Source organism: Allobosea lathyri (assembly GCF_900108245.1).
GTDB lineage: Bacteria > Pseudomonadota > Alphaproteobacteria > Rhizobiales > Beijerinckiaceae > Allobosea > Allobosea lathyri.
In genome coordinates this window covers 43,279-55,986 of the sequence record NZ_FNUY01000001.1, presented here as the reverse complement: position 1 = coordinate 55,986, position 12,708 = coordinate 43,279, and the positions used below count along the sequence as shown (strand labels likewise).

Annotated in this window: 8 protein-coding genes; 6 read left to right on the top strand and 2 right to left on the bottom strand. The window is 65.8% G+C overall.

Going from position 1 to position 12,708, the window contains the following annotated elements:
• Nucleotides 1-61: 61 nt before the first annotated feature.
• Together phnN and nadC are read right to left on the bottom strand one after the other, a co-directional pair.
• Nucleotides 62-2,164 (bottom strand): phosphonate metabolism protein/1,5-bisphosphokinase (PRPP-forming) PhnN, encoded by a 2,103-nt coding sequence (gene phnN, locus C4S73_RS00225; protein ID WP_200827882.1) that lies wholly within the window; start codon nucleotides 2,162-2,164, stop codon nucleotides 62-64.
• 15 nt (nucleotides 2,165-2,179) lie between these two features.
• The gene (gene nadC / locus C4S73_RS00215; protein ID WP_103870473.1) at nucleotides 2,180-3,013 is read right to left on the bottom strand and encodes a carboxylating nicotinate-nucleotide diphosphorylase; all 834 of its coding nucleotides are present in this window, start codon (nucleotides 3,011-3,013) and stop codon (nucleotides 2,180-2,182) included.
• 473 nt (nucleotides 3,014-3,486) lie between these two features.
• On the opposite strand from nadC, the gene C4S73_RS00210 reads away from it, so the two are divergent.
• The 6 genes from C4S73_RS00210 (at nucleotide 3,487) to fdhF (ending at nucleotide 12,681) form a co-directional block, all read left to right on the top strand.
• Nucleotides 3,487-4,470, top strand: coding sequence for a TAXI family TRAP transporter solute-binding subunit (locus C4S73_RS00210; RefSeq protein WP_103870472.1), 984 nt, complete (start codon nucleotides 3,487-3,489; stop codon nucleotides 4,468-4,470).
• Nucleotides 4,471-4,527: 57 nt separating this feature from the next.
• Nucleotides 4,528-6,453 (top strand): TRAP transporter permease, encoded by a 1,926-nt coding sequence (locus tag C4S73_RS00205; RefSeq protein WP_103870471.1) that lies wholly within the window; start codon nucleotides 4,528-4,530, stop codon nucleotides 6,451-6,453.
• A gap of 121 nt (nucleotides 6,454-6,574) precedes the next feature.
• The gene (locus C4S73_RS00200) at nucleotides 6,575-7,489 is read left to right on the top strand and encodes a LysR family transcriptional regulator (RefSeq protein WP_244595376.1); all 915 of its coding nucleotides are present in this window, start codon (nucleotides 6,575-6,577) and stop codon (nucleotides 7,487-7,489) included.
• A 230-nt stretch (nucleotides 7,490-7,719) separates the two neighbouring features.
• Nucleotides 7,720-8,205 carry an NAD(P)H-dependent oxidoreductase subunit E gene (locus C4S73_RS00195; RefSeq protein WP_244595375.1) on the top strand — a complete coding sequence of 162 codons (486 nt, stop codon included), beginning with the start codon at nucleotides 7,720-7,722 and terminating at the stop codon, nucleotides 8,203-8,205.
• Entirely contained in the window at nucleotides 8,202-9,788 is a 1,587-nt protein-coding gene (locus C4S73_RS00190) for a formate dehydrogenase beta subunit (protein ID WP_103870469.1), read from the top strand. Before C4S73_RS00195 ends, C4S73_RS00190 begins: the two co-directional genes overlap by 4 nt.
• 10 nt (nucleotides 9,789-9,798) lie before the next feature.
• Nucleotides 9,799-12,681, top strand: a complete 2,883-nt coding sequence (gene fdhF / locus C4S73_RS00185; RefSeq protein ID WP_103870468.1) for a formate dehydrogenase subunit alpha — start codon at nucleotides 9,799-9,801, stop codon at nucleotides 12,679-12,681.
• Nucleotides 12,682-12,708 lie beyond the last annotated feature (27 nt).

Sequence of the window (12,708 nt, the reverse complement as noted above, 5' to 3'; positions counted from 1 at the left end):
GAGGAGCGTTTTGTGCGGACGGTCGACAAGTAGGAAGCGCTACCTGCGGGCGCAACGGGTCTCAGACCCGGCCTGTCGCCGCCGCTCCCAGAGTCTCTGCCGGCAAACCATGCCCGCCGAGCAGGAAGCCATCATCCTCGACGGCCATGGCGACCGCTGCCTGCAGATCCGGTGCCGCCGCCGCGTGGATGACGAACAACGCCTCGCCGGCCGCGACATCGTCGCCGATCCGCCTGAGCAGATCGATGCCCGCGCTCTTGTCCTGCGGGGCGCCCGCGCGACGCGCTATGCCGGCGATCCGCCAGCCATCTATTTCTCCGATGGTGCCAGCGCGCCTTGCCCTGACCGTATGCGTCTGCGCGCCCGGCATCACAATCGCCTCGCGCCGGCCCTGCGCCGTCACGATGCTCTGCATCGCCTCGCGCGCCGCGCCCGATGACAGGAGCTGTTCGGCCCGCGCGCGACCGCGCTCCGGAGTGGCGATGGCGGGGTCCCAGGCGAGAATGCGTCCGGCGAAGGCGAGCGCCTTGTCGCGCAGATCTGCCGGCGCGTCGGCATGCCCCTCCAGAACCCAGAGCACATCGCGCACCTCCAGCGCCGGGCCGATGCCGCGTCCGATCGGGCTCGCGCCGCATGTCGGGTAAGCCTCGACATGCAATCCGACCGAACGGCCGACCGTCTCGAACAGCCGGGCAAGCTCGTCGGCTTCCGCCTTGCCGCGCAGTTTCGCGCGTTTGCCATAGGGCAGATCGACGATGACATGGGTCGAGCCGGCCGTGAGCTTCTTCGAGATGATCGAGGCGACGGACCAGCGGTTGGAATCGATGCCGAGCGGACGCGTGATCGCGTTCATGACGTCGTCGACGGCCGAATGGTTGAGGCGGCCGTTCCAGGCGATGCAGGCCCGTGCCTTCGCGACGGTGCGGCGCACTTCGTCGACCGTCAGGTCGACCTTGGCCAGGACCTCCATCGCATCGGCAGTGCCGGCCGCCGAAGTGATCGCGCGCGACGAGGTCTTGGGCATGGCCAGGCCATGGGCGGCGACGATCGGCGCGACGATCAGCGTGATCCGGCTGCCGGGGATACCGCCCATCGAATGCTTGTCGACGACGATCGGCTCGTCCCAGTGCAGCGGCGTCGAGAACCTGGCCCTGACGCTGGCGAGCGCGCCGACCTCGGCATCGCTCAGAGAGCGCGTGGCCGCGACGAGAAAAGCCGAGATCTCGCCCTCCGGATAGCGCCCCTCGACGATATCCCGCAGCAGCATCTCGTATTCGGCCGCGCCAAGCTCACGGCCCTGAATCTTGGCGCGCAATGCGTCGCGGCTGTGCTGGGGCGGCGTGCGCGTCAGGAGGATCTCGCTGCCGGCCGGCAGGCCGAGCAGGGCAAAAGCCTCGCGCGACAGGCCGATCTCGTCGGGTTCGAGCAGCCAGCCGGGCTCGACGACATTGATGCGGGCGCGAATGCTGCAATCCTTGCCGGCGACATCTACACCCGCGACATCGACCTTGCCCGGCCCGTCGAAATCCTCGATGCCGAGAATGCTGTCGCGGGGCAAATAGGCGATGTTGTCGCGCCAGGCATCGATCGGGATCGGCTTCAGCACCAGCCGCCGAACCGCGGAATCGATCGCGGCGAGAAAGCGCTCGATGCCATCCTCGGCCGTCCCGTCATTCTCGACGACGAGCGTCTCGACAAGGCCCGGCAAGGCAGGCGGCGCGCGGGACAGGCGTGCCGCGATATCCTCTGCGCTCTCGCGGCCACGCAAGGCCAGCCGCTGGGCAAGAATATGCGGCGGGGCCGTGACCGAAAGCACGATCAGGCGCGGCACCGCGCCGACAAGCGCCTCCAGCGCGGCGCGCGAGCCGTTGGCGATGACATGACGACCCCGCGCGAGTTCGTCGCGGAGGCCGGCGCGCAAGCCATAGCTCAGGCCATGCGCGCGCCAGGAGGCCAGCAGGCCGTGATCGCGCTCCAGAGCGGCAAAGGCATCCTCGCCGATCGCCTCATGGTCTTCGCCGCCAGCATCGGCACTGCGGGTGATCAGCCGGCGGGCGAAGGTGAAACGACCGTCGCCGCCGAGCGCAGCCCTGGCCCCGTCGATCAACGTGTCCTTGCCGGCCCCGCTGGGGCCGACGACAACGAAGAGAATTCCGGGCCTCATGACGGGAGCATCGCTTCAGGCCTCGTCGAGTCCGATATCGACGGCCGGCGCCGACTGGGTGATCTTGCTGGTCGAGATGTAGTCCACGCCGGTCTCGGCGATGGCGCGGATGGTCTCGAAGCGGATGCCGCCGGAGGCCTCCAGCTTGGTGCGGCCCGCGACATAGGCGACCGCCTCGCGCATCTGCGGCACGGGCATGTTGTCGAGCATGATGACGTCGGCCCCCGCGGCGACGGCCTCATGGACCTGCTCCAGCCGGTCGCATTCGACCTCGATCTTGGTCAGCACAGGCAGCTTCAGGCGGGCGCGGGCGACCGCCTGCGCAATGCCGCCGCAAACTGCGATATGATTGTCCTTGATCATCACGCCATTATCGAGACCCAGACGGTGGTTCAGCCCTCCGCCGCAGGTGACGGCGTGCTTCTCCAGCATGCGTAGTCCCGGCGTAGTCTTGCGGGTGTCGATAAGGCGTGCCGACGTCCCCTTGATGACATCGACATAGCGGGCGGTTTCGGTGGCAATGCCCGACAGGCGCTGCACGATATTGAGCGCCGTGCGCTCCGCCGTCAGGATGCCCTGCGCAGGGCCGCTGACGAGGAGCAACGTCGCTCCGGCCTCAACGCGGTCTCCGTCGGCCGCTGTAACCTTCACGTCGAGCGCCGGCTCGTAGCGGCGAAAAACCGTCGCCGCGATCTCGATTCCCGAGACCACCATCGATTCGCGGGCGTTCATGCGGAAGGCACCGGTCTCGCCGGGCTCGATCATGACCTGAACTGTCAGGTCGCAGGACCCGATATCCTCGGTCAGCCATAGATCGATCAGGCGTGTGGTTGCGAAACGGTCATACATTCGTGGCTCCTCGCATTCGTCAGTCCTCGACTGGGGGCCTCGCAGCATGCTCGGGCGGGACCGTGGACAGCGGATAGCATACGCGGCGAGATAGTATTACCGTTTGTGTACCAACGATGCTGACGGCCAATGAAGCTGTCAAGTGACGAATTGCGCTTTGCTGGACAGGCCCCAGCCCAATTCTGAAACGCGCTGTAATGCTGCGATGCACGCGGCGATTGCATGCCCATTCCATGCCCATTCGAAGTTCAATTGCTTCCCGGCGAGCCCATAGAATGGCCATTCGGCGCCATTGACAAGTCGTATGCATACCAACAAGCTGCTCATATCGACGCGAGACCTACCCGATGTAAAAGCGGGTTGAAGTCACAGGGGAACAACAGCTACGGCAGGATCGCTGACGGCGCTGCTTTGCCGCGCAAGGGCCTGCACCGTCCAAAGCCTGCACGACCCAAAGCCCTGGGAGGGCGATCATGAAGAGATTGGCTATCGCGTCCGTCATCGCCCTGTCGCTCGGCCTCGGCACGGGCACGGCGCAGGCCCAGGCAAATCCCGACAGGAAGATCACCCTGTCCGGCGGCTCGATCGGCGGCGCCTGGAGCGCGATCGGCAATGCGATCGGCGAGACGATCCGGCGCGAGGCTCCCAATGCGGCGTTCAGCTATGAGCCAGGCCGCGAGGCGGCGAATATCCAGCTGGTATCGCAGGGCAAGGTCGAGCTCGGCATCGCCCATGCCCAGCTGATCAAACGGGCGCAGGCCGGCGAGGACCCGTTCAAGGCGCCCATCACCAATCTGCGCGCCATCGCGCTGATCGATCCGCAGGCGGCCGTCCAGATCCTCGTGCGCGAGGATTCCGGGATCGACAGCTTCGAGAAGGTGCTTGCCGCCAAGATGCCGGTGCGGATCGCGCTGAACCAGCGGGGAACGCTGATGGCGGTGACTGGCGAGGAAATCTTCAAGGCCTATGGGATCACCGCCAAGGACATCGAAGGCTGGGGCGGCCGCATCCACCATGTCGACTACAATGCCGGCCTCGAGATGATGAAGAACGGCCAGGTCGACATCATCATCAACATGCTCGCCTTCCCCTCCGGACAGATCAGCAGCGCGACGCGCGAGATGAAGGTCCGGATGATCGGGATCAGCCCCACAGTCAGCGCCAAACTCGGTGATGTCCTGGGGACGACGCCGATCACCGTCCCTGGCGGGACCTATGCGTTCCAGCCGCAGGATATCGCCACGATCACCGGCAGCGTCGTCCTGTTCGCCTCATCGGCGATGAAGAACGAGGATGCGGCTGCAATCACCGAGGGGATGCTGAAGCATTTCGGCTATCTGAAGCAGGCCCATGCGACACTCGCTCGGCTCGAGCCCGTCAACCTGACGCAGACTGCCCCGCTCGTGCTGCATCCGGGCGCTGAGGCCGCCTACAAGAAGGCGGGCGTTTTGAAGTGATGCGCCCGGAAGCGATCAACGCCCTGCCCTGAACCTGCACCCGCCGCGAGGTTTGCAATGCCGTCTTTGCTTCAGCTCCTCGCTCCCGGACAATCGCGCAGGCTCGACGCCGCCGAGCAGTGGACGGTTCACGTCATCGGCTTCGCCACGGGCGCGATGCTGCTGGCGATCGCCTTCGGCTGGTACGTCAACCGCGAGATCGCGCTGTTTCTCTTCCTCGGCGCGATCCTGTCGCTCGCCTTCCTCACCACCACCGCCAACCCGTTGCGGCCCAGCGGCCGGTCATGGCTGGCCTGGGGGCTGGTGGCGCTCTCGGTCGCGGCCTGCGGCTATTTCATCGCAATGCACCCGGTGCATGAGATGCGGCTGCCGATGATCGACGAATTGTCGAACGCCGACATCGCGGCATCTGCCGTGCTGATCGTGCTCGTGCTGGAGGCGACGCGGCGCTGCATCGGGATGATCCTCGTCACGCTCGTGCTGCTTTTCCTGGGATATGCGATCTTCGGCAGCAATCTCAGCGGCGCCTTCGCCCATCGCGGCTTCAGCACGCAGGAGATCGTCGACCACCTGGTATTCTCGACCAATGGGCTGTTTGGGCCAGCCCTGGAGGTCGCAGCCTTTCTGGTCTTCGCCTTCGTGATCTTCGGTTCGCTGCTCGATCGTGTCGGCGGTGCCGATTTCTTCTATGACGTGGCCAACAGCCTTGTCGGCAAGCAGGTCGGCGGCGCCAGCAAGGTCGCCGTGGTCTCGACCGGCCTCTACGGCTCGATCTCGGGTTCACCCACCGCAGACGTGGTCACCACCGGCTCCTTCAGCATTCCGCTGATGATCAAGACAGGCATGAGCCGGACCTATGCCGGCGCCATCGAATCCGCGGCTTCGGCCGGCGGCGGGCTGCTGCCGCCGATCATGGGGTCGGCGGCATTCCTGATGACCGATTTCACCGGCATTCCCTATGCCACGATCGCGCTCGCGGCGCTGGTGCCGGCGCTGCTGTTTTATCAGTCCGTTTTCCTCGCCGTGCATTTCAAGGCGCATCGCGACGGGCTCCAGCCGATGTCGACGGGCAAGACCCCGTCGATCGTCGCGATCCTGCGCCGCGACTGGGTCTATCTCCTGCCGATCGGCCTGCTGGTCTGGGGCGTCCTGAGCCTCAACCGCCCCTCCTTCGCCGGCGCGATCGCGTTTGCTTCGCTATTGCCGGTGGCGCTGCTGCGCGACCGGAGCCCGACACGCCTGCTGAAGACGCTGTTTTTCGGCCTGAGCGACGGCATGCGCGGCATGATCGGGGTCGGCGTCGCCTGCGCCGTGGCCGGGCTCGTGGTCGGCACGCTGTCGATGACGGACCTGACCGGCAAGATCAGCTCCGGCCTGTTCCATATGGCGGGGGGCAGTCCCTTCCTGACGATCATCGTCGCGGCCTTCGTCATCATCGTGCTGGGAATGGGCATGCCGACGCCGGCTGTCTATGCCCTGTCCGCGGTTCTGGCGGCTCCGGCGCTGATCGCGCTCGGGATCGAAGTGCTGCCGGCCCATCTCTTCATCGTCTATATCGCCTCGATGTCGGCGATCACGCCACCGGTCGCGGTGGCCGCCTTCGCGGCGGCATCGATCGCCAAGGCCAACCCGGTCAGGATCGCGGCCGTCGCCTGCCGGATCGCGATGGTCGCCTTCATCCTGCCCTTCGTCTTCATCTATCAGCCGGCGCTGTTGCTGGTCGGATCGGCCTGGCAGATCATCGCCGCCGCGGGCGCAGTGGCGCTTGGCGTACTCGCACTCAATGCCGCGATCGAAGGCTATTTCCTCGTCATGCTCGACATGGCGAAGCGCGCGCTGCTCTTTGCCGCCGGGATTTGCCTGTTCCTGCCGTTCGAGACGGCGCAGCTCGGCGGCGCGCTGGCGCTCGCGGCGATCACGATGTGGCTGTGGTTGAGCCGCAGGACGTTGCGGGCCCCATCCGAGGCGGCGCCGACCCTGTAGGTCACGAGAAGGCTCGACCTAGCGAAGGCTTGCAACATCCCGCCAATGGCGGGAATGCTGCGCGCGGCGCGGACAGCCGCGCCTGAGACGGACCTTCCGCCGAGCCGAGTGCAACCGCATCATGATCATCCGCCAGCTGATCTATCTGGACGCGCTGGCCCGCGAGAAGCATTTCCGCAGGGCGGCCGAAGCGTGCCATGTCTCGCAGCCGACGCTCTCTGCAGCGATCGTGCAGCTCGAGGAGGAACTCGGCGTCCTTATAGTCGAGCGCGGCCGGCGCTTTCAGGGCCTGACCAAGGAGGGCGACGTCGTCCTCGCCCATGCGCGGCGCATCCTCGCCGAAGCCGATCTCATGAAGGAATCGATCGCGGAGCTGCGCGAGGGCGTCAGCGGCCGGATCAGGCTGGGCGCGATCCCGACCGCGCTACCGATGATCGCGCATATCACGGCGCCGTTCTCCTCGCGCTATCCGGCGGTCTCTCTGACCGTGCTGTCGCTGACCTCGACCGAGATCCAGGACCGGATCGACAATTTCGAACTCGATGTCGGCCTGACCTATCTCGACAACGAGCCGCTCGACCGCGTCATCTCGAAACCGATCTATCAGGAGGCCTATGTCCTGCTGACGCGCGAGGACGGCCCGCTCGGCGGCTATGAGACCATCAGCTGGGCCGAAGCCGGCGAGCTCAAGCTCTGCCTCCTGACCTCCGACATGCAGAACCGCCGCATCATCGACGGCATCTTCCGCTCTGTGGGCCAGTCGCCGCGCCCGGCGATCGAGACCAATTCGATCTTCAACCTATGCTCCCATGCCGGGATACAGGGCGTCTCCAGCATCGTTTCCCTACAGCTGCTGGAGTTCTTCGGCGTGCCGCTCGGCACAAAGGCGCTGCCGCTCGTCGAACCCACCGCCCAGCGCACCATCGGGCTGATCGTCGCCGACCGGCAGCCTTTCGCGCCGCTTGCGCGCAACCTGCTGATGATGTCGCGCCTGGTCGAGGATGCCGGCCTGCCGCGACGCCCCATCGTAAGATAGCTTTCTCCTATCGCGGGCAGCGCAACACGGCATTGTGCGCCGCAAAATGCAGCCTCGGCGAAATTTCTCGGCGGAGAATTTCGGCAAAAGCGCACCTTCAAGAGGCGCGGCTCAATTTATGATAGTTAAAAACTATCACGCAGTTGAAATAAACGATTTGAAATCATTCTAGAATTGACCACCCTTCCATCCAAGAGACCGCCGGGAAAACCGCGCCGGATGGAGGAATGATGGCCGGATATCCAGCCTGGGACCAGGACAGCGCCCAATTGATCGTTGCTGGGCTCGCGCATCTCGAAGGCGCCACCCTGCCGATCCTGCATGCCCTGCAGGAGGAGTTCGGCCATGTCGATCCGCAGGCGGTTCCGCTGATTGCCGACGCGCTCAACCTGTCGCGCGCCGAGGTCCATGGCGCCATCTCCTTCTACCATGACTTCCGGACGTCGCCGGCGCCACGGCGCGTGATCAAGCTTTGCCGCGCCGAGGCCTGCCAGGCCCTGGGTTGCGAGGCGCTGGTCGAACATCTCGCTCAGGATCATGGCATCGCGGTCGACGCCCATTCCCAGACGAGCGATGTCGCGGTCGAGACCGTCTATTGCCTCGGCAATTGCGCGCTTGGACCGGCAGCCCTCGTCGATGGCGAGTTGATCGGCCGCATCGATCCCGCTCGCCTCAGCGAGCTCTGTGCCGGCTCCGACCGGGGAGTGCGCACGTGAACACGCCCGCACAAACCATCCGGATCTTCGTGCCGATCGACGCCGCCGCACTCTCGGTGGGCGCGGAAGGCGTCGCCCAGGCGATTGCCCGCGAGGCGCAGGCGCGGGGCGTCGCGGTCGAGATCGTCCGCAACGGCACGCGCGGCATGCTCTGGCTGGAGCCGCTGGTCGAGGTCGAGACACCTGCCGGGCGCATCGCCTATGGGCCGGTCGCGGCGAAGGACGTGCCGGCGCTTTTCGACGCCGGCTTGACGAGCGGCGGCAGCCACGCGCTGCGGCTGGGCCTCACCGATGAACTCGACTGGATGAAGCGCCAGCAGCGCCTGACCTTTGCGCGCATCGGAGTCACAGATCCGCTCTCGCTGGCCGACTATCGCGACCATGACGGGCTCGCCGGCCTGAAGGCCGCTCTGGGCATGACCGGCGCTGCTATCGCCGAGGCGGTCAAGGCGTCGGGCCTGCGCGGACGCGGCGGCGCGGGTTTCCCGACCGGGATCAAGTGGAAGACCGTGCACGACGCCCAAGCGGAGCAGAAATACATCGTCTGCAACGCCGATGAGGGCGATAGCGGCACCTTCGCCGACCGGATGCTGATGGAGGGTGATCCCTTCATGCTGATCGAGGGCATGGCGATCGCCGCCATCGCCGTCGGGGCGACCAGGGGCTACATCTATCTGCGCTCGGAATATCCGCATGCGCATCGCACGCTTCAGCGCGCCATCCTGAAAGCGCAGAATGCAGGGCTGCTCGGCGACAGCGTGCTCGGCTCGGGCCACGCCTTCCATCTCGAAGTCAGGCTCGGTGCCGGCGCCTATATCTGCGGTGAAGAGACCTCGCTGCTTGAGAGCCTCGAAGGCAAGCGCGCGATCGTGCGGGCCAAGCCGCCGCTGCCGGCCCTGCAGGGCCTGTTCGGCAAGCCGACCGTCGTCAACAACGTGCTCTCCTTTGCCGCCGTGCCCTGGATTCTACAGCATGGCGCGCAGGCCTATGCCGATTTCGGGCTGGGCCGCTCGCGTGGAACCTTGCCGGTCCAGCTCGGCGGCAACGTCAAGCGCGGCGGGCTGATCGAGCTCGCCTTCGGCATCTCGCTGCGCGAGATCATCGAGGATCTCGGCGGGGGAACGCTGTCGGGTCGGCCGATCCGGGCCGTGCAGGTCGGCGGCCCGCTGGGAGCCTATCTCACGGCGGCCCAGCTCGACGTGCCCATGGATTACGAGGCGCTGGCCAGCATGCGCGCCATGCTGGGCCATGGCGGCATCGTGGTGTTCGATGACAGCGTCGACATGGCCAGGCAGGCGCGCTTCGCCTTCGAATTCTGCGCCAAGGAATCGTGCGGCAAATGCACGCCCTGCCGCATCGGCGCGACGCGCGGCGTCGAGGTGATGGACCGCATCATCGCCGGCGTCGAGCGGCCCAAGAACATCGCCGTGCTGCGCGATCTGTCCAAGCTGATGACCGACGCCTCGCTCTGCGCCATGGGCGGGCTGACCCCCGTGCCGGTGCTGAGCGCGCTGAACCATTTTTCCGAGGATTTCGACCGGCCTGTGCCGCCGTCGAAGTCCCTGCCCATGGCCGCCGAATGAGGAGCGTCTGATGAGCCTGATCAAGGAGATCGACTTCGGCACGCCGATCCGCCTCGCGGAGAAGCAGGTCACGCTGGTGATCGACGGCGAGAGCGTCACCGTGCCGGCCGGTACCTCGGTGATGGCCGCCGCGATGAGCATGGGCACCAAGATCCCCAAGCTCTGCGCGACCGATTCGCTCGAACCCTTCGGTTCCTGCCGGCTCTGCCTCGTCGAGATCGAGGGACGGCGCGGCACGCCCTCCTCCTGCACCACGCCGGCCGAAGAGGGCATGATCGTCCGCACCCAGTCAGAAAACCTGTCTGGCCTGCGCAAGGGCGTGATGGAGCTCTACATCTCCGACCATCCGCTGGACTGCCTGACCTGCTCGGCCAATGGCGATTGCGAATTGCAGGACATGGCGGGCGCCGTCGGCCTGCGCGAAGTCCGCTATGGCTATGAGGGCGAGAACCATGTCTTCGCCAAGGGCAAGGACGGCGCCGCCAACGATCTCTTCCTGGGCAAGGACACCTCCAACCCGTATTTCACCTACGACCCCACCAAATGCATCGTCTGCAATCGCTGCGTGCGCGCCTGCGAGGAGGTGCAGGGCACGTTTGCCTTGACGATCACCGGGCGCGGTTTCGATTCACGCGTCGCCGCGGGACCGACCGATTTCCTGGGCTCCGAATGCGTCTCCTGCGGTGCTTGCGTACAGGCCTGCCCGACCGCGACGCTGATGGAAAACAGCGTCATCCAGATGGGCCAGCCCGAGCATTCCAAGGTCACGACCTGCGCCTATTGCGGTGTCGGCTGCTCGTTCAAGGCCGAGATGCAAGGCGACAAGGTCGTCCGCATGGTCCCCTACAAGCACGGCAAGGCCAATGAGGGCCATAGCTGCGTCAAAGGGCGCTTCGCCTGGGGGTACGCGACCCACAAGGACCGCATCACCAAGCCGATGGTGCGGGCAAAGATCACCGATCCCTGGCGCGAAGTGTCATGGGACGAGGCGATCGCCCATGCGGCCTCGGAGTTCAAGCGCATCCAGGGCCAATATGGCCGGGAATCGGTGGGTGCCATCACCTCGTCGCGCTGCACCAATGAGGAGGTCTTCCTCGTCCAGAAACTGGTGCGCGCCGCCTTCCGCAACAACAATGTCGATACCTGCGCCCGCGTCTGCCATTCGCCGACCGGTTACGGGCTGAAGACGACACTGGGCACCTCGGCCGGCACGCAGGATTTCAAATCGGTCGCCAAGGCCGATGTCATTCTCGTCATCGGCGCAAATCCGACCGACGGGCACCCGGTCTTCGCGTCGCGGATGAAGAAGCGGCTGCGCCAGGGTGCGCGGCTGATCGTCGCCGATCCGCGCCGGATCGACCTCGTCAAATCGCCCCATGTCGAGGCGGACTATCATCTCCAGCTGATGCCCGGCACCAATGTCGCGCTGGTCAATGCACTCGCGCATGTCGTCGTCACCGAAGGCCTGATCGACGAGAACTATGTCCGCGAGCGCTGCGATCTCGCCGATTTCGAGATCTGGGCCCGCTTCATCGCGCAGGAGCACAATTCTCCCGAGGCGAGCGAGCAGTTCACCGGCGTGCCTGCGGCTGATGTCAGGGCCGCGGCGCGGCTCTACGCGACCGGTGGCAACGGCGCGATCTTCTACGGGCTCGGCGTCACCGAACATAGCCAAGGCTCGACCACGGTGATGGCGATGGCGAACCTGGCCATGGCGACCGGCAATATCGGGCGCGACGGCGTCGGCATCAATCCGCTGCGCGGCCAGAACAACGTCCAGGGCGCCTGCGACATGGGCTCGTTCCCGCACGAGTTCACCGGCTATCGCCACGTCTCGGACGACGCCACCCGGCAGATCTTCGAGATGATGTGGGGCGTTCCGCTCGATGTGGAGCCGGGCCTGCGCATCCCCAACATGCTGGACGAGGCTGTCGGGGGCACTTTCAAGGGCCTTTATGTCCAGGGCGAGGACATCGCCCAGTCGGACCCCAACACCCAGCATGTCACGGCCGGGCTGTCCTCGATGGAATGCGTCGTCATCCAGGACATCTTCCTGAACGAGACGGCGAAATACGCCCATGTCTTCCTGCCCGGCTCGTCCTTCCTGGAGAAGGACGGCACCTTCACCAATGCCGAGCGCCGCATCAACCGCGTCCGGCAGGTGATGGCGCCGCTCTCGGGCAAGTCGGAATGGCAGGTGACGATCGATCTGGCCCGGGCGCTCGGCTACGAGATGACCTATTCCCATCCTGCCGACATCATGGACGAGATCGCAAGGCTGACGCCGAGCTTCGCCGGCGTCTCCTACGACAAGCTCGAAAAGCTCGGCTCGGTGCAATGGCCCTGCAACGAGAAGGCGCCGGCCGGCACGCCGCTGATGCATGTCGACCGCTTCGTGCGCGGCAAGGGCCGCTTCATGCTGACCGAGTTCGTGCCGACGGAAGAGCGCACGGGGGCACGCTTCCCGCTGATCCTGACGACCGGGCGCATCCTCTCGCAATACAATGTCGGCTCGCAGACAAGGCGCACGGCGAACCAGGCCTGGCATGACGAGGATGTGCTGGAGATCCATCCGTTCGACGCCGAGAATCGCGGCATCAAATCGGGCGATCTGGTCTCGCTTGCCAGCCGTTCCGGCGACATCGCGCTGCGGGCCGAGGTCTCGGAGCGGATGCAGCCGGGCGTGGTCTACACCACCTTCCACCATGCCGAGACCGGCGCCAACGTCATCACCACCGATTATTCGGACTGGGCGACCAATTGCCCGGAATACAAGGTGACGGCGGTCGAGGTCCGGCGGACGAACTACTACTCGCAGTGGCAGGAGAAGAACCGCGAAGAGGACGTGACCCTGCGGCGGATCGCGGAACGGTTGCCGGATGCCGCGGAATAGTCTCCCCGCCCAGCCGCCAGCGAGCTG